Origin of the sequence: Aeromicrobium terrae (assembly GCF_008039565.1) — a bacterium.
Classification (GTDB): Bacteria; Actinomycetota; Actinomycetes; order Propionibacteriales; family Nocardioidaceae; genus Aeromicrobium; species Aeromicrobium terrae.
In genome coordinates this window covers 297,695-314,826 of sequence record NZ_VDUX01000004.1, presented here as the reverse complement: position 1 = coordinate 314,826, position 17,132 = coordinate 297,695, and the positions used below count along the sequence as shown (strand labels likewise).

The 17,132-nt window shown below is 67.0% G+C and carries 18 protein-coding genes; 9 read left to right on the top strand and 9 right to left on the bottom strand.

Annotation, left to right across the window (positions count from 1 at the left end):
• Positions 1-81 precede the first annotated feature (81 nt).
• Positions 82-1,029, top strand: a complete 948-nt coding sequence (locus tag FHP06_RS10590) for a helix-turn-helix transcriptional regulator (RefSeq protein ID WP_147686521.1) — start codon at positions 82-84, stop codon at positions 1,027-1,029.
• Positions 1,030-1,036: 7 nt separating this feature from the next.
• Here FHP06_RS10590 and FHP06_RS10585 read toward each other — a convergent pair whose 3' ends face one another.
• On the bottom strand, positions 1,037-2,209 hold the full coding sequence (locus FHP06_RS10585; protein WP_230973475.1) for an NADH:flavin oxidoreductase: 1,173 nt from the start codon (positions 2,207-2,209) through the stop codon (positions 1,037-1,039).
• Positions 2,206-3,501 carry an HNH endonuclease signature motif containing protein gene (locus tag FHP06_RS10580; RefSeq protein ID WP_187271893.1) on the bottom strand — a complete coding sequence of 432 codons (1,296 nt, stop codon included), beginning with the start codon at positions 3,499-3,501 and terminating at the stop codon, positions 2,206-2,208. The genes FHP06_RS10585 and FHP06_RS10580 overlap by 4 nt, the downstream gene beginning before the upstream one ends.
• Positions 3,502-3,759: 258 nt before the next feature.
• Between FHP06_RS10580 and FHP06_RS10575 the strand changes: the two genes are divergently transcribed.
• Complete coding sequence (locus tag FHP06_RS10575; RefSeq protein ID WP_147686518.1) at positions 3,760-3,963, top strand: cold-shock protein; 204 nt, start codon at positions 3,760-3,762, stop codon at positions 3,961-3,963.
• 68 nt (positions 3,964-4,031) lie between these two features.
• Positions 4,032-4,640, top strand: a complete 609-nt coding sequence (locus FHP06_RS10570) for an alpha/beta hydrolase family protein (RefSeq protein ID WP_147686517.1) — start codon at positions 4,032-4,034, stop codon at positions 4,638-4,640.
• Between the two features lie 7 nt (positions 4,641-4,647).
• Here the strand turns inward: FHP06_RS10570 and FHP06_RS10565 are convergent, their stop codons facing one another.
• Positions 4,648-5,958, bottom strand: a complete 1,311-nt coding sequence (locus FHP06_RS10565; RefSeq protein ID WP_147686516.1) for a choice-of-anchor P family protein — start codon at positions 5,956-5,958, stop codon at positions 4,648-4,650.
• 153 nt (positions 5,959-6,111) lie between these two features.
• On the opposite strand from FHP06_RS10565, the gene FHP06_RS10560 reads away from it, so the two are divergent.
• The 3 genes from FHP06_RS10560 to FHP06_RS10550 are packed head-to-tail and all read left to right on the top strand — an operon-like array spanning position 6,112 to position 8,304.
• On the top strand, positions 6,112-6,513 hold the full coding sequence (locus tag FHP06_RS10560; protein ID WP_147686515.1) for an MmcQ/YjbR family DNA-binding protein: 402 nt from the start codon (positions 6,112-6,114) through the stop codon (positions 6,511-6,513).
• Entirely contained in the window at positions 6,510-7,523 is a 1,014-nt protein-coding gene (locus FHP06_RS10555) for an alpha/beta fold hydrolase (protein ID WP_230973474.1), read from the top strand. Before FHP06_RS10560 ends, FHP06_RS10555 begins: the two co-directional genes overlap by 4 nt.
• Before the next feature lie 49 nt (positions 7,524-7,572).
• Positions 7,573-8,304, top strand: a complete 732-nt coding sequence (locus tag FHP06_RS10550) for an NnrU family protein (RefSeq protein WP_147686513.1) — start codon at positions 7,573-7,575, stop codon at positions 8,302-8,304.
• Here FHP06_RS10550 and FHP06_RS10545 read toward each other — a convergent pair.
• The 4 genes from FHP06_RS10545 to FHP06_RS10530 form a co-directional block, all read right to left on the bottom strand.
• Positions 8,267-8,782: an MSMEG_6728 family protein gene (locus FHP06_RS10545; protein ID WP_187271892.1), complete on the bottom strand. Its 516-nt coding sequence runs from the start codon at positions 8,780-8,782 to the stop codon at positions 8,267-8,269. The genes FHP06_RS10550 and FHP06_RS10545 overlap by 38 nt on opposite strands.
• A 23-nt stretch (positions 8,783-8,805) precedes the next feature.
• Positions 8,806-9,273 (bottom strand): SRPBCC family protein, encoded by a 468-nt coding sequence (locus FHP06_RS10540; RefSeq protein ID WP_147686512.1) that lies wholly within the window; start codon positions 9,271-9,273, stop codon positions 8,806-8,808.
• Positions 9,274-9,344: 71 nt separating this feature from the next.
• On the bottom strand, positions 9,345-10,268 hold the full coding sequence (locus tag FHP06_RS10535) for an RNA polymerase sigma-70 factor (RefSeq protein WP_147686511.1): 924 nt from the start codon (positions 10,266-10,268) through the stop codon (positions 9,345-9,347).
• Positions 10,265-11,179: an NAD-dependent epimerase/dehydratase family protein gene (locus FHP06_RS10530; RefSeq protein ID WP_147686510.1), complete on the bottom strand. Its 915-nt coding sequence runs from the start codon at positions 11,177-11,179 to the stop codon at positions 10,265-10,267. Before FHP06_RS10530 ends, FHP06_RS10535 begins: the two co-directional genes overlap by 4 nt.
• Positions 11,180-11,399: 220 nt before the next feature.
• Here FHP06_RS10530 and FHP06_RS10525 point away from each other — a divergent pair, with 220 nt between their 5' ends.
• Genes FHP06_RS10525 through FHP06_RS10515 form a run of 3 tightly spaced genes read left to right on the top strand, consistent with a single transcriptional unit; the run spans position 11,400 to position 13,152 of the window.
• A complete protein-coding gene (locus FHP06_RS10525; protein WP_147686509.1) occupies positions 11,400-11,846 on the top strand; it encodes a hypothetical protein in 447 nt (148 codons plus the stop codon).
• Positions 11,843-12,241: a hypothetical protein gene (locus FHP06_RS10520; protein ID WP_147686508.1), complete on the top strand. Its 399-nt coding sequence runs from the start codon at positions 11,843-11,845 to the stop codon at positions 12,239-12,241. Before FHP06_RS10525 ends, FHP06_RS10520 begins: the two co-directional genes overlap by 4 nt.
• Before the next feature lie 53 nt (positions 12,242-12,294).
• A complete protein-coding gene (locus tag FHP06_RS10515; RefSeq protein ID WP_147686507.1) occupies positions 12,295-13,152 on the top strand; it encodes a hypothetical protein in 858 nt (285 codons plus the stop codon).
• 158 nt (positions 13,153-13,310) lie between these two features.
• Here FHP06_RS10515 and FHP06_RS10510 read toward each other — a convergent pair whose 3' ends face one another.
• Both FHP06_RS10510 and FHP06_RS10505 read right to left on the bottom strand, forming a co-directional pair.
• Positions 13,311-14,489, bottom strand: coding sequence for an oxidoreductase (locus FHP06_RS10510; protein WP_147686506.1), 1,179 nt, complete (start codon positions 14,487-14,489; stop codon positions 13,311-13,313).
• A gap of 82 nt (positions 14,490-14,571) precedes the next feature.
• Positions 14,572-17,091, bottom strand: coding sequence for a tetratricopeptide repeat protein (locus FHP06_RS10505; RefSeq protein ID WP_147686505.1), 2,520 nt, complete (start codon positions 17,089-17,091; stop codon positions 14,572-14,574).
• Positions 17,092-17,132: the final 41 nt, after the last annotated feature.

Sequence of the window (17,132 nt, the reverse complement as noted above, 5' to 3'; positions counted from 1 at the left end):
GGTGGGTGTGAGCATCACGTTAGGTAGCATTGCGGAAGATACGGTTCCGCAATGTTCCGGCCTGACGAAAGTATTTTCGCGATGGGTGAGACCGCCACACGCACGCTCAACCTCCTCTCGTTGCTGCAGGTCCGCCCCGACTGGACCGGTGCCGAGCTGGCCGAGCGGCTCGGTGTCTCCGACCGGACCATCCGGAACGACGTCACGCGTCTGCGCGAGCTCGGCTACCCGGTGACCGCGGTCCGCGGCCCGGGCGGCCGGTACCAGCTCGGCGCGGGCGCCAAGCTGCCGCCGCTGCTGCTCGACGACCAGGAGGCGGTGGCAGTGGCCGTCGGCCTCCGCGCGGCCACTGGCATCGCCGGCGTGGAGGAGACCAGCGAGCTGGCGCTGGCCAAGCTCGAGCAGGTGCTGCCAGACCGGCTCCGTCGCAAGATCCGCGCGCTGACCAAGGCGACGTCGGCCGGGCCGGTGAACACGTCGAGCAACGTCGAGGACCCGGAGGTCGACGCGTCCGTGCTCGAAGCGCTCTCGCTCGCCATTCGCGACCACGACGGCATCCGGTGCACGTACCGCGGCGACCACCTCGAGCTCGAGCCGTACCACCTGGTGGCCTGGCAGCGCCGCTGGTACCTCGTGGCCCGCGACCCGGGGACCGACGAGTGGCAGCCGTACCGCGTCGACTGGCTGCAGCTGAAGACGCCGGGCGGCCGCCGGTTCGCGCCGGCCGACTTCCCGGGCGACCTGACCGAGTTCGTCGTCCGCGAGGTGGCCCGCACCGGCTGGGCCGTGCACGCCCGCATCCGCGTCGACGCCCCGGTGGACGAGGTGATCAGCCGGATCAACCCGGCCGTCGGCACGGTGGAGGCGCACCCCGACGGCGGCAGCGTGCTGGTCACCGGCGGGGACAGCCTCGAGGTCGTCGCGGTCTGGATCTCGATGCTCGGCATCCCGTTCCACGTCAGCGAGCCGCCGGAGCTCGTCGATCACGTTCGCGAGCTGGCCGAACGCTACGCGGCCGCCCTGCCCTGAGTCAGACCTAAACGACGGACTCGCGCACCGTGCAGCGCGTGCCGGAGTAGATCGTGGGCATGCACCGGTTGCAGTGGATGCAGATGCCCTCGGACGTCTCGCCCTCCTGCATCCGGTTCAGCAGGTCGGGCTCGCGCAGGAGTGCCCGCGCCATCGCGACGAACTGGAAGCCCTCGTCCATCGCGCGGTCCATGGTGGCGCGGTTGTTGATGCCGCCGAGCATCGCCAGCGGCATCGACAGCGCCGCGCGGAAGGCGAGTGCCTTCTCGCGCAGGTAGGCCTCCTCGAACGGGTAGGCCTTGAGAAACTTCCGGCCGACCGGCGTCCGCATGCCGAGCCGGACGGGGGCCGGCATCGACGCCGCGAACTCCTTCAGCGGCACGTCGCCGCGGAACAGGTACATCGGGTTGAGCAGCGAGCTGCCCGCACTGAGCACGAGGGCGTCGAGGTTGCCGTCGGCCTCGAGCATCCGCGCGAACTCCAGGCTCTCCTCCATGCCGAACCCGACGGGCGACCCCTCGGTCATGCCGACCTTGGCGATCACGGCGACGCGATCGCCCACGGCGTCGCGGACCGCCGTGGCGACGTCGCGCGCGAACCGGGCGCGGTTCTCCAGCGATCCGCCCCAGCCGTCCTTGCGGCGGTTCTGCTTGGGCGCGAGGAACGAGTTGAGCAGGTACCCGTGCGCCATGTGGATCTCGAGCACGTCGAACCCGGTGTCGGCCATGATCCGGGCCGCGCGGGCGTAGTCGTCAGTGATGCGGGCGATGTCGGCCGCCGTGGCCTTGCGGACCATCTGCATGCTGAGCGGCGACGGCATCCGTGACGCAGCAAGGGCATGGACCCCGTTGGACCGGCCGTTGGCCACCGGCCCGGCGTGGCCGAGCTGGCCGGAGATCTTGGCGCCGGTCTCGTGGATCGCGTCGGTGAGGCGCTGGAGGCCAGCCGCAGTGTCGTCGCCGATGACGATGCCCTCCTTCTGCGTCCGCCCCTCCGGCGAGACCGCGAGGTACGCGACGGTGGTGAGGCCGACGCCGCCACGCGCGGGCGCGAGGTGGTAGTCGATCAGCGCGGCGGTGACCTGACCGTCCGGTGTGCGCCCCTCGAAGGTGGCGGCCTTGATGGTCCGATTGCGGAGCTGGACAGGCCCCAGCTGGGCAGGCTCGAAGACGCTGTTCACGATGCGAGCGTAGTGGTGAATCGGGCGTGGCGGCGGGGTGTTCGGGCGGGGTCGAGCGTCCGTGGTGGGACGAGCTCGGGCATGCCGTCGGGTGCGAAGCGGATGTCCCATCCGTCGTCGTGCAGGACGCGATGGTGGTGGGGGCAGAGGAGTACCCCATCCTCGAGATTGGTGTCGCTGCCGTCGGCCCAGCGTTCTCGAGCGTGATGGGCGACGCACCAGGACGGTGGTCGGTCACAGCCCGGGAAGATGCAGCCGCGGTCACGAAACTCGAGAGCCCGCCGCTGGTGGCCGGTGAACAGCCGCTTGGCTCGTCCCACGTCCAGCGGGAGTGACTCACCGCCGAAGACCGCGGGCAGGATCCGCAAGGAACAGGCCATCCGTCGGGCCTGGCCGGCGGAGATCTTCGTGCCGGTGGACAGGGTGGCGCAGGCGACCTTGTCGACGAGGACCTCGTGATCCAGGTTCACGGTCAAGATGGCGCCGACGCCGGCGGTGTCGGGCAGCTTGTCGGCCGGGATGGCCTCGACCAGGGAGCAGAACGCCCACCCGAGCCGCTGCGCGTAGGTGGGCCGGGAGTCCAGCAGCACGTCGTCGTCGTTGTTCTTGATTTGGGGTGCGCTGATCGCTTCGAGGGCGTTGCGGAGCATGTCGGCCTGAGCCTCCGGGATCACACCGCCGAACTTCGCGGTGCCGTCGCGCTGGTCGACCATCCAGAACTCGGTCCGCGCCCACGCGGCCTTCTCCCGGTCGGCGACGATGCCGTTCTCGACCGCATCGACCTCGTCGGGTGCGAACACCTCACTGATCCGGTCCGCCCGCCGAGCGAGCTGCTTGAGATCCATCCGGGGCGCGTCACACAGCAGCTGGGTCTCGCACGCCTCCCGCTGCGACGCCGTCACCGATTCTGGAAGGTTCCGCAGGGTCCGCACGATCAAGTCCGCCTGGCCGACGGACACCTCACCCTGCGCGAGAGCCTGGTTCGTCTGACTCGCAGCAGCGATCGCCTCGGCCTGTTTCACGGCGCGGTCGGCCGATCGCCGGTCGCCACCGAACGAGCCCGCCAACAGCGACCCCGTCGAGGTTGCCCCCTGACGGCGCGCCTCACCGGACGTCTCCACGGCACGCGTCGCCGCCAGCTCGTGCGCTTTCACTCGCGCACCGAGGCGCATCAGCGACGTCGCGACCTCCGCGAGCTCAACGCCGGCGAGACCGGAGTAGGCGTCCAGCGGCACCGAGTCCAGGAGCGCATGCAGCTGCGAGAGCACCTGCTGAGGCTGCGACTGGACCATACGAACGAGCCTAGAAACACGGAGAGGTCGCATCCAGCGATGAACGTAGCCCTGTGGACATCGCTCGGCGTCGACTAACCTGTGGACAGTGCCGTACGCTTGAAGGGTTGAAGGGATGGCGACAGCCGTCCTGGCCGCACTCGAACGTGGCGGCTTGTATCTCGTAGTTCCTGGTCTTCGGTTCGCTGGACATCAGCACGTGGATGTCTTCAGCAGCAAGCAGGCACAGTGCCTGCGGCACCGAACGAAGGAAGAACTATGACTCAGGGAACCGTCAAGTGGTTCAACGCCGAGAAGGGCTTCGGCTTCATCGCGCAGGACGAGGGCGGCGAGGACGTGTTCGTCCACTTCTCCGCCATCCAGTCCGAGGGCTACAAGTCGCTCGACGAGAACCAGAAGGTCGAGTTCGACCTCGCCCAGGGCCCCAAGGGCCCGCAGGCCGAGAACGTTCGCGCCATCTGACAGAACCTCGAAGGGCCCCGACCGCGTCTGCGGTCGGGGCCCTTCACACGTCTGGCACGCTGAACGGCATGGCCGAGCCCGACGTCTCCCTGGTGCCGACGCCGCACGGTGACGCGCGGGTGCACCTCACCCGATCCGACGAGTCGCGCGGGCTGATGATGCTCGGCCACGGCGCCGGCGGTGGGGTGACGGCGCACGACCTCGGCCTCGCCTCCGCGGTGGCGCTGGCAGCACGGCTCGCCGTCGCGCTCGTCGAGCAGCCGTACCGCGTCGCCGGCCGCAAGGCCCCGGCCCCGCCGGCCCAGGTCGACGCCGCGTGGTCGGCCGTCGCCGAGCACCTGCACACCGACGACCTGCCCCTGATCGTCGGCGGCCGCTCGTTCGGGGCGCGCGTCGCGTGCCGGACGTCGGGCGACGTCGGGGCCGCCGGTGTCCTGTGCCTGGCGTTCCCGCTCCACCCGCCGGGCCGGCCGGAGAAGACTCGGCTGCCGGAGCTCGTCGGCGTCGCCGTTCCCACGCTCGTCGTCCAGGGCTCCCGTGACCCGTTCGGCGTCCCCGACCCGAAGACCCTGCCCACGAACATCGAGCTCGTGGTCGTGGAGGGTGACCACTCGCTCAAGAAGGACGCCGCAGCCATCCGGTCAGCGATCGACCGGTGGCTGGGCGTCCTCCTCTAGAGCCGGTCTAGTCGAGCCCGCCGGGCGGGAGCTGCAACGTGAAGCCGACGTTCAGCTTCGACACGGCCACCTCGATGTCCGCCCCGGCGGGGAAGCCGCCGTAGGCCTTCAGCAGGCGGACGTGCAGGGCACGGACGATGATCGACCGGGGGTTCGGCCGGATCTGCTCGTTCACCGTGACCGTGGCGATGCCCGGGATCCGGTACACCGTGTTCGGACCCTGCGGGATCCGGATCTTCCGACGGTTGATCACCAGGTCGGTGATCGTGGCGTCGCCCTGCATGCTGAACCCGGCCTCGTCGCTGTCCGTGGCGAGGGCTCCGCTCGCGATCACGTCGGCCCGGATGCGCCCGTTGAGCAGGCTGACACCGGTGACGCGCGACGTCGTCTGCGCCCAGAGCGGTTCCACCTCGTTGGCGAAGCGAGCGCGAGCGGTGTTCATGACCGCTCCGATCACCGACACCGGGGTCACGTTGACGAGCCCGACCGAGTTGATCAGGAACTCGTCGTCGGTCCCGTTGCCCGGCATGATCACCGGTGCCGTCGGATCCGACTTGATGCCCAGGAGGTTGCCGACCTGCGCGGTGACCTTCGACCCGTACGCGCCACCGCCGAAGAACGGCGCCAGGGTGGAGTACTCACCCGGGCTGACCCGTGCGGAGGTGGGTGCGACCTTGATCGTCGCGCCGACGCCGCTCTCGCCCTGCGGCTTGAGCAGGGTGACCTTGATGCCGGCGGCGTTCGCCTCGGCCGACTCCTCGTCTTCCGAGGAGTCCTGGTAGTTCAGGACGACCTCCGCGAGTCCGGCGATCCGGATCTTCGTGTTCGGTGCGACGTTCACCGGATACCGGCGCCACCCGATCTTGAGGTTGGTGAAGGTGGTCTCCGACCCTGCGGACAGCCAGCCGTCGTTGACCTTCGCGGTGCTCGAGACGTCGACCGCGTCGGCGGTGATCGCTCCACCGAGGAGCTTCACGCCGGTGGCACGCGACTTCGACTGCACCTGCGAGTTCCCGTACACCGGACTCGACTTCACCGACGTGCTGAGCGCGCTCACGTCGAGGAGGCCCGGGACGACGACGCGGCCGAGACCGTTGGTCGACGTCCGGTAGTACTCGGTGTCGAGGCTCGACTCGGCGGTCAGGCCGGAGGTGACGTTGTTGTTGAAGGCTCGGACGGTGGATCCTGCCGCTGAACCCTGGAAGCGCCAACCGGTGGAGTCGTCCTCGTACGCGGACGCCGGTACTCCCGTGATTCCTATGGACGCTGCGGTGAGCAGTCCGGTGATGGCCCCGATGATGATGCGATGTCGCTTCATATCGTGTTCCTTCGGTACGCCCGAGACTGGACGGTTTCGCGGAACGTACACCCGGGGACGCGAATCGGTCTGTGACGCGCGTCCCGCCGTGGTTGCAGGCAAAAACCGGTGCGAGTGCGGAGAACGTCGAGCTCGTCGTGGTTGGCTGATCCCATGGCGCACCCGGTGATGTTCAGCGACGACGACCCCGGCCTGGCCGAGCTCCGGGCCATCGCGCTCGCGCTGCCGGGCGCGACGGAGAGGATCTCGTACGGACGGCCGACGTTCCGGGCGAACAAGATCTTCGCCGCGTTCGGCGGCTCGGAGAAGCTCAGCCCGGGGAACCATCGGCAGGTGCCGAGCGCGCTGATCTTCACGCCCGACCCGGTCGACCTGCCCGCCATCGAGGACGACCCGCGCTTCTTCGTGCCCGCCTACTACGGCCCGTACGGCGGCCGGGCGATCGACCTCGCCGCACCCGACGTCGACTGGACCGAGATCGCCGAGCTCGTCGACGCGTCCTATCGGCTGGTCGCCACCAAGCGCCAGCTCGCCGAGCTCGACGCCCGATCGTGAACGGCACGGCGGAGCTCGCGGGGGTCGGTGGCGTCGCGTTCGAGACGACGGGGCGCGGTCCCTACCTCGTTGTGGTGCCGGGCTGGCTCAGCCACCTCCAGCTCGGCTGGGCCGTCCCGGTCGAGCGGACGTTCTTCGACGCGCTCGCCCAGGGCCGCACGCTCGTCCGCTACGACCGACCCGGTTGTGGCCTCTCCGACGCCTATGACGGGCCGCGCACGATGGAGCTCGAGCTCGACACGGTGAGCGCCGTCGTCGACGCGCTCGGCGCCGCCGACGTCGAGCTGTTCGGCTTCTCGATGGGCGCGCCCGTCGCCGCGCAGTGGGCGGCCGATCATCCCGACGTCGTCTCCAAGCTCGTCCTCTACGGCGGCTGGGCGCAGGGCTCGGCCATCGGCGACGAGGCCAGCCGGCACCACGTGCTCGGCGTGCTCGGCGCGAGCTGGGGCCTCGGCTCCGACCTGCTGACGAGCGTCTTCGCGCCCGACGCCGACGCGGGCACCCGGGAGGCGCTCACCCGGTACCAGCGCGCCGCGTCGTCGGCGGAGACCGCGGTCGCGCTGCTCCAGCTCGCCTACGACCTCGATGTCCGCCCCGCCCTCCCGCGCGTCCAGGCCCCGACGCTCGTGCTGCACCGTCGCGACGACCGGGCCGCTCCGCTCGAGCAGGGCCGTGCGCTGGCCGGTGCCATCCCGGGCGCCCAGCTCGTCGAGCTCGAGGGCCGCTCGCACCTCCCGGCGATCGGCGACGCGGACGCCGTCGTCGCCGAGGTCCGCCGCTTCCTCGGTCTTCCGGCGGTGCGGCGCGACGTCCCGTCCGGCCTCACCGCTCGGCAGGCCGAGGTGGCCGCGCTCGTCGCGGAGGGCCTTCCCAACCGCGAGATCGCCGAGCGGCTCGGCATCACCGAGCGATCCGCCGAGTCGCACCTCGAGCGGATCCGGCTGCGCCTCGGCTTCCGGTCGCGGGCGCAGGTGGCCGCCTGGTACGTCGCCACGCACCCGACGAAGTGAGGTAGTTCCACGGCTGTGCCGGCGGCGCGGAGCGGGAAGCATCGACGTCATGCGACGACTCGTTGACCTCGCCCTGTCCGCCCTCGGCTGGCTCGGCTTCAATGCGGTGACCCTGTGGACCATCGCGTTCCTGGCCGACGAGATCGTGCCGCGCACCGTCGACGGCCCGCATCGGGTCTCCACGGGGAAGGCCGTCGTCATCGACCTCGCACTGCTCCTCCTCTTCGCGGTGCAGCACTCGGTGATGGCCCGGCCGACGGTGAAGACGTGGATGCGCCGCAGCGTCCCCCCGCGCATCGAGCGCACGGTCTACGTCCTCGCCACCAACGCCTGCCTGGTGCTGACGCTGCTGTTCTGGGAACCGTTCGGCGGGAGGGTGTGGCACGTCGACGGCGCTGCTGCGGTCGCCGTGTGGATCCTGTGCGGCGCCGGGTGGGCGCTGGCGGTCGCGTCGACGTTCGCGGTCGACCACCTCGAGCTGACCGGGCTGCGCCAGGCCGGCTGGGCCGAGGCCCGGGAGGCGGGCGACCTGGAGGTCCGCGGCCTCCATGCGATCGTGCGGCACCCGCTGATGACCGGGCTGCTCGTCGCGTTCTGGGCGACCCCGCACCTGGGCGCCTCGCACCTGCTGTTCGCGGCGGCGTCGACCGGCTACATCGTCGTCGGTATCCACTTCGAGGAGCGCGACCTGCGCCGACACTTCGGCACCGCCTACGACGAGTACGCCGCCCGGGTGCCGTCGGTCATCCCTCGGCCGCGCCGGCGTCTCGCTCGCGTCTGATCCGCTCCCGCTCGAGCACCTTCTCCGAGCGGACCGGCCAGACGTAGGGAAGGTCGTCGGGGACGCCGGGGAACGTCGACCCGTAGTGCTCCGGGTCCTTGCGGAGCAAGGCGGACTGGTGACTGCGGTGCAGGTCGTCGTCGCCGAGCCACGGCGGCAGCGCGCCGCCCTCGGCGAGCTCGGCCTGGCTCCGGAGGTCGGTGATGCCGAAGGCGCGGAGGTCGTCGGCGATGGTGGTGGCGCAGGTGTCGCCGAACCCGAGCTCGGTCCAGACGTCGCAGCAGACGAACCCGTACCGCCCGAGCGCCTCCTCGAAGCCCCTCCACATCAGCACGGCCGGGTGGTTCTTCCAGCCGTAGTCCTCCCAGGTCAGCGCGCGGACGACCTGGATCGTCTCGACCCGCTGCTTGCCCAGCCGCTTCTGGTCCAGCACCCGCGCCGACCGCTCGAAGTCGGGGTACGGGAGGAACGTCTGCACCCACCTAGTCTGCGGGCCCACGGTCAGATCAGCCCGGCGAGATGCTCGAGCGACGCGACGAAGTGCTCCGGCGGGAACGGCGGGAACTGGATCCGCTCGCGGACGTCCGCGTCGGTGGCGGACCAGTCGTACGTCAGCGTGACCTCGGTCTGCTCCGGGCCGACGGGCGTCAGGTCGTAGCGCCAGAACCAGCCACCGAACCCGAGCTCGCCATCGTCCTTCAGGTAGCCGGTACGCCAGGAGATGACGCGCCCCGGCTCGAAGTCGAGGATCTGGTTGTAGGTCGTGTAGTTCTTGTTCGGATGGTTCGGGTGATACATCGCCATCGCGAACACCTGCCCGGCCGCGGTCATCGGCCTCGGGTCGACCGGCTCCTCCACCCGCCCGGTGCCGTCGATCGACGCGTGCTTCCTCGGGTCGGCGAGCACCGCGAACACCGCCGCGGCCGACGCGTCGATGGTGATCGTGGTGCTGACGAACTCGGTGGTCATCTCGTTTCTCCCGGTTCTGTTCGAAGTTCCTTCCCACCAGGTCTACGAACGGGATCGACCCGATACGACACTCACCGCGCCTCGCGCCGCGCCTTCTTCGCCTGCCGATCAACCGCCCAGGCGTCCCCGACGGGGCCGAGGTGGTGCAGCTTGTCCGGGTTGAGGACGCCGCGGATGGTCTGGATCTGACCCTCGAGCATCTCCAGCACGAGGGTGCCGATGACGCGGCCCTCGCCGTCGCGGAGGATCGCGCCGGGCTGGCCGTTGACCTCGTGCTGCTCGACGCCCGCGCCGCCCATCGCGATGAGCGGGAACGACGCCGCCAGCGCACGGGCTACCTTGTCGGCACCGTGGATGCCGCGGGAGAAGGCCGGGGCCTTGCCGCCACCGTCGCCGATGATCATGGCGTCGGCGGCAAGCAGCTCGCGGAGCGCGTCGACGTCGCCCTCGCGGAGGGCGTCGTAAAACCGGGAGGCCAGCTCCTCGCGTTCCTTGCGGTCGGCCTCGAAGCGCGGCCGGCCCTCGTCCATGTGGCGGCGGGCCCGGACCGCGAGCTGGCGCACCGCCGCCTCGGACCGGTCGACCGCCGACGCGATCTCGGCGAAGTCGAAAGCGAACACGTCGCGCAGGACGAAGACCGCGCGCTCGAGCGGGCTGAGCCGCTCGAGCAGCACCAGGGCCGCCATGGAGAGCGAGTCGGCCAGCTCGGCCGACCGCTCCGGGTCGTCGTAAGGGTCCTCAAGCACCGGCTCGGGGAACCACGGCCCGACGTAGGCCTCGCGGCGGACGCGCGCGGAGCGCAGCACGTCGATCGAGATGCGCGTGACCACCGCCGACAGGAACGCCTTGGCCGAGCGCGGCTCGGTGTCCGTGGACTCGTAGCGAAGCCACGTCTCCTGCACCGCGTCCTCGGCCTCGGCGACGCTGCCGAGGATGCGGTACGCGATCGCCGACAGCAACGGCCGCAGCTCCTCGAACGTCTCGGCGCGGGTCATGCCAGCTCGGCCTTGAAGCCGTCGCGCCACGACGGGTACTTCAGCGTCCAGCCGAGATCCGCCTTGGCCTTCGAGTTGGAGAAGGCGCGGCCCTCGGTCATCATGCCGACCACCATGTCACCGGCGAGCAGCTTCGCGAGCCACTTGGGCACGCGTCGCGGAGGCTTCGCGCCCGCGACGTCGGCGAGGTGCGGTAGCCATTCGCTCACGGGTGCCGGGTCGTCGTCGACGATGTTGTAGACACCCTGGACCTTCTGCTCGACCGCGAGCACGGTGGCGCTCGCGGCGTCCTCGACGTGGATCCAGGAGAAGTGACCGGTGCCGGCGCCCACCATCGGGAACATCCGCTTCTTCACCATCTCGACCTGGTCGTCGTTGGCGCCGGGCCCGTAGAAGCCTCCGTAGCGCAGGACCCCGCCGCCGGCGGCGAGCACGACCTTCTCGAGGTGCAAGATCGCGGCCGACACCGGCAGGTCCTCCAGCGGGTCGTCCTCGGTCTTGATCCAGCCGCCCGTGCGCTGGCCGTTCATGCTGGCGTGGCTCTGCGCCAGGACGTGCTGGACGCCGGTCGCCTCGGCCGCGGCGAGCAGGTTGTCCATGCCCTCCGTGCGCAGCCGGTTGGTGGCGGCGAAGAACTTCTCGGGGTGCCGCAGGTTCGGCTTCCCCGCGTGTGTCTCGGACAGCCCGGTCATCTGGTTGACGATGACGTCCGGCGCCGCCGCGGCGACGGCTTCACCGACGCCGATCGCGTCGAGCCCGTCCATGACGACGCCCTTCGCGCCCAGCTTCTCCAGCAGCTCGATCTTGCCGGGGCTGGTGGTCGTCGCGACCACCTCGTGCCCCCGCTCCACCAGCTGCCGCACCAGCGGCTGCCCGACCACTCCCGTTCCACCTGCGATGAACACTCGCATCTTGCTCACTCCTTGTGATGTCTGCTTTCACCAGGGAGACGAGATGGTGGGGTGGTTCTGTGACACGAGCCTTGCAACGACAAGGTCCGGATCCCTTCTTGGGTCGTCAAGCGATTCCGACCGTTGACGCAATTTTCCAGCGGGATGAAGCGACATAGTCGCAAAGTGCGCACCCACATGTCCGCTTCATGAACGCCCGTCACAAACTAGAATCGGAGATGTGACCGCCAGTGGGGACGAGGACAGCAATCGTTTCGACGAGTACCTCGACGAGGCGATGCAGGACTTGGTGGCGCAAGAACTGGAATGGGCCCAAGACGTCGAGAAGCGCCGCCGCGGCCTGCGCGTTCGACAACTTGCCGCGGTATCCGTCGCCCTGTTTGCGACGGGTCTGAGTGCGGTCACGGCGGCGGTAGGTTCTGGCTCCGATTTCGCCACGGCGAACCTACCGTGGGCAGCGCTACTAGGTACGGCTGTTTCCACCCTTGCAGTATTGGCCGGTTCGACGGCTCTCTCACGTGTCGCTGGTCGGCAAGTTCGCGCTACTGAAGATCGAACCCTTGACATGCAAGCCAGGCGACAACTCTCTGATTTGCAGCTTCACGTCGCCCACCAGCAACGCCAATTGGCCAGGGCGACCCGCTTTACGAGAGGAGGTTTGACGTGAGCGATTTGTCACCAGTCTCTGAGGCAATTGCTCGAGAGCTGGCCCGACGCCCGCGCCCCAACTCATTCTCGGAACGCGCTTTCCAAGCGTTGCTCGCGACCCAGGACGAGTACGTCGAGGATCTCTCGATCGAAGCCATACGAATCGCCCGTCGTGAGGAGTCCGACTCAGTATCCGAGGCCCAGGTGCATCATGCGCGGGCCATGCTTCAAAGTCGTTCAAAACGGGTGGCGTGGCTGGAACTCCTGGGAGGGGTTCTCGCCGGTGGCGGCTTCGCGCAAACGTTGACAAATTTCGTGGCATCGAACAACCCGGAGCCGCTTTCGTGGGTGGTCTCTAGCCTGATTCTGGGCGCGGGACTTTTGATGCTTGGCGCTTCTATCGCCCGACGCTAGCTCCCTGGGTTTGAATCTCAAATGTGCATGGCGTGCCCGAATAGGATGATGCGATGAGCTTCGTCCCATTCGATGTAACGGACGAGGAAGCATCCGACTGGAAGGTTCTTCGTCCGGGAGTTCCGCCGACCATGCGGCCCGCTCTGATCACATGGCTTTGGAAGTCGGTCCAGAACAAGGGTTCGGTCTATCCATCGAAACTGCATACGTGGTCGAACGCGCTCGATATCGACTTTAGTTTGAACCCGGAGTACTCGGGCTTGCTCAATCAGGTCGAGTTTCGAAAGTTCCTTATGCGCATCTCGGACAGGGACCTCCTGCGACTTATCGATTACAGGCTGTATGAAGACTCTTACGGTGCCGACGCAACTGGGCTCTCTGAGATTCTGGTCATAGGCAGATCGAAGTATCACGTGGTGAAGAAGGACGGAGGTGCACGGTTGGCTACCCGTGTGCCGGAAGGCGTTCAGGTGGCCGCGGAAACCGTTATGTCTGCCAAGTCACCTGCAGGCGAACTGCTTTCGAAAGCCTGGAACGCCGTGTATGACCTTGAGCCGAACGACAGTGCTGCATACGCCTACGCCGTTAGGGCTGTCGAATCAGCGTCCTTCGTAGCTCTCCAGATCACCGATTCCAATGCCACTCTTGGGCACTCCATCCGCACAATCGAAAAAGCCGACGCAAACTGGCGCTTGCCATTCCTTCGTGAGCATTCGCAATTTCCATCCAAGGAGCTCCTCGTCGGAATGCTCAAGTCACTCTATAAGGGACAGAGAGATCGGCACGGCAGTGAGGCGTACAGCGATGTGACGCATGACGAGGCCGAAGGAGCAGTGCTTCTCGCTGTGACTATCGTCGGTTGGTTTGCTCGAGGTCTTGTCGTTGAGCGCGAAGAGGAGAGGTTCGGCTGATCGACGGTCGATCTCGCGAGCGCCCTCTAGCCGCGGCGCTCATAGGAGTGTTAGAACCTCACGTCGACGGGTCAGACGGCGGCCGGAGTTCCAGTTGTGACCCAAGCTCTCGAGATCCTGTACTTCCTCTTGTCGACACAGTTGGGTCGGGAGCGCAGCTATTTGGCGCCTTCCGGCTTCCGGACAGTGCAGCGTGTACCGGAGTAGATAGTCGGCATGCACCGGTTGCAGTGGATACAGAGCCCGATGTCCGTTTCACCGGCCTGCATGCGGTTGAGCAAGTCGGGCTCGCGGAGGAGGGCGCGGGCCATGGCGACGAACTCAAAGCCGTCGGCCATGGCCTGGTCCATCGTCGCCTTGTCATTGATGCCGCCGAGCATGATGAGCGGCATCGAGAGCGCCTTCCTGAACTCGAGAGCTTTGTCGCGTAGATAGGCCTCCTGGAACGGATAGGCCTTGAAGAAGCGCTTGCCGACCGGCGTCTTCAGACCCACGCGAACGAGCGGCGGCATGTTGGCCGCGATCTCCTTGAGAGGGACGTCGCCGCGGAACAGGTACATCGGGTTCAGCAGCGAGCTGCCGGCGCTGAGCTCGAGCGCGTCGAGGTGCCCGTCGGACTCAAGCATTTGCGCGAACTTCAGGCTCTCCGGCATCGAGAAGCCCACGGGCGAGCCTTCGGTCATGCCGATCTTCGCGGTGACGGCGACAGCATCGCCGACCTCCTCGCGAACACAGCGGATGATGTCTCGGGCGAACTTGGCGCGGTTCTCCAGGGAGCCGCCCCAGCCGTCCTTGCGTCGGTTCTGCTTCGGCGCGAGGAACGAGTTGAGCAAGTAGCCGTGGGCGACGTGGATCTCGAGCACGTCGAAGCCGACGTCCGTCATGACACGCGCGGCACGCACGTAGTCGCGGGTGATGCGGGCGATGTCTGTGGCGGTCGCCTGGCGGATCATCTGCATGCTCAGCGGCGAAGGCATGCGCGAGGCGGCAACAGCGTGGACGCCGTTCGAGCGGCCATTGGCTACCGGGCCTGCGTGGCCGAGCTGGCCGCCGATCTTCGCGCCGGTCTCGTGGATCGCATCGGTCAGTCGCGCCAAGCCTGGTGCCGACGCCTTGTTGACGACGATGCATTCCTTCTCGGTCCGGCCTTCTGGGGAGACGGCGAGGTAGGCGAGCGTCGTCAGGCCTACCCCGCCACGAGACGGCGCGAGGTGGTAGTCAATCAGCTCATCGGTGACGAGGCCTTCGGGGGTGCGGCCCTCGAAGGTCGCGGCCTTAATCGTGCGATTGCGGAGTTCCACTGGGCCAAGCGTGGCCGGCTCGAAAACGTTGTTCACTATTGCCCCACGCTAGCGGCTGACCACGGTACAGGGGCGCAGATGATGTGCCTTCGCGCCCACTGTCTCTACCGAGAGAGCGCTATCCCGTCTCCTTTCCCGAACTGTCCCAGTCCGCCTTCACGACCTCGTATTTGGGGAGAAATTCCTCGAACAGGTGGGTGGATACCCACTCCTGAGCCGCAGCTCCGAACTGCTCACGGAGTACGCGGAAGGCGCGAACTGCGTCATCGGATCGTTCCTGCTGACTAATCGTCACTGCCAGGCCAGCCAAGGCGTTCAAGTTCGATTCGTCCAGTTGCACCAAGGCTGAAAAGGTCGCTTCTGCTTCTTCGAACCGATTTGAGTTTGAGTACGCGGCAGCCAGCTGCCAGAGATGCTCCGCATCGCTTGGACTTGCCCGGACGATGTCGGACAGCACTTCGATGGCCTCGTCCCACCTGTGCGCGCGAATAAGGGTCCGTGCCAGACCGACCCTGTCCTCGGAGTTTTCTTGCAGCGAAAGAGATCGCTCAGCTGCCGCTACCGCTGCGGAGATGTCGCCCAAGCGCAGGTAGTAGTCCGAAAGATGGTTCAGCGCGGTTATGGAGTTCGCATCGAGAGTGAGCGCGTGATTGAAGTCTGCCAAAGCGTCCTCAGTCGGGCCGTCCATCGTCATCCGGAGACAGCCTCGTTCTACCCATACGGCAGGCACGTTGGGCATGAGAGTTGTCGCCACGTCTAGATCGCTGAGCGCTCCTTCGAGGTTCCCCGCGAGCCTCCGGATCCGATGCCGCGTCATGAGTGCTGCATTTCTGAAGCGCGAAGGTTCCTCAGCCGCGCGATTCACCCGATCCTCGGCTTCTTCCATCCGGTCAGCACCTGCCAGCACTTGCGCGGCGAGATATGCAGCCTGCGCCTCGTGCGCTCCCAGTTCACGGGCCTCTTCAATCTCTAGAAGAGCCCTATCAACTTGGCCGTTTTGTGACCGGACTTGAGCAGAGATCAGACGAAGATCGGCGTCCGTGGGGCAGCTGGCGACTGCGCGTGCACTGAGAGCGAGAGCGTCTATGACAGCGCCACGACGTAGAAGGGCGCCCAGCCAGAGGTAGTAGTTGTGTGCGTTCGAGGGGGAGCGGATTTCGATCTCGCGGAAGAGGGCATCGCTAGCCGCATGGGCACCTGTCGCCGCGAGCAGCGATGCTCGATGGGAAAGGTAGTCGTCGTCATTGGGTGCGAGCCCTAAGGCAGCGTCGATGTCGGTTAGAGCGTCAGTCGGCCGCCCCAACCACTCGTACTCGAGGCTCCGGTAGAAGTAGGCTTGGTGCGTAGGCTGCACGGCCAACGACGCTGTGAAGTCTGCGATGGCTTCGGAAGCGTCTCCGGCTCTCCGGTACGACGCTCCTCGCTGTCTCAAAGCGATCGCGACCTGGGTGTCGTCGGCTCCGCTCATGGCCGCGTCATAGTCTGATCGGCCAGCCTCCAATTCACCATTGCGGAAGTAGGCATCTGCGCGAAGTCGGAGTAAACGGCGATCACCGGGCGACTGTTCGAGTGCAAACGTGAAGTCTTGGATCGCTGTATCGACATCCTCCCTAGAAAGGCTCTCTCGTCCGATGTCGGACAGTGTGGATAGCGCCACCTTTTCGCCCTCCTCGAGCACAACGGCACCGAGCGCAGCAATGGGCGATGACGGATGATGCTCGGAGTGAATCTCTGGGCCGGCCAGCGCTTCTCCGCGGGCGACACGTGCGTCGGCGTCACTGGGGTCCCGTCGCACCACGCTGCTCAGCAATGCAACCGCCTCATCGCGACGGCCAAGTTTGTACAACGCGCTCCCCTTCAACCGCAATACCCCGGTTTCCGAAGTCCGGGAAGGCGGTAAGGCATCCAGGTCGTCAAGCGCCCCTTGGGCATCGCCGGCGACGAGCCGATGCTCAGCTCGCCCTATGCGGGCAACAGCATCATCTGAACGCAGCGCAATCGCGCGGTCGAATTCCGCCAATGCTTCCTCAGGACGGTCGAGTGTCGTGAGTAGGTGTCCCTTGAATGCATATACCCAAGGCCAGGACGGCAAGCGTTTCGCAAGGTTGTCAGCGAGCATCAACGCCTGTTCAAGTTCGCCTGTGTCGCGCGCCGCCATTGCACGCTCGACAATGCCCAAAGAGCTAGCGTCGAGACGCGAAATCAGGTCACGCTGGACGAACCTGTAGTCCGCAGTTCCGGCGCTGCAGACACCGATTTGAAGAATCAACAAGAAAATTACGGTGAAGGTGTCGGCGCTCCAGTCTTCCGGGTTCCACGTGAACGTTCCATCGCTCTTAAGCCCTCCGACTGTGCTGAGAATCAGCATCAGAGTTGCGACGGTCCAGTAGAAGTAGACGCCCCATCTTGCAACGGGATCGATTTGCCTGGCTTCCCAAATGCCGTGAGTACTCTGCTCTACCTCGGCGTCGCTGAGGGCTCGGCCTTCACTGGAAGCGCGAATGATGTCGCGGACCACACTGTCCGAATGCGCCAGTGCGCGGTCACGCTGGCCGCGCAGCCGTATCGAAGAGAAGCCGACCAGAAAGGTCGTAACACTGAGCCCGGTTCCGAGCGCTCCAACAATTGAGCTGTCCACATGCCGCACCCTAGTTCTGTTGAGGGCTTCATCTATTGGAA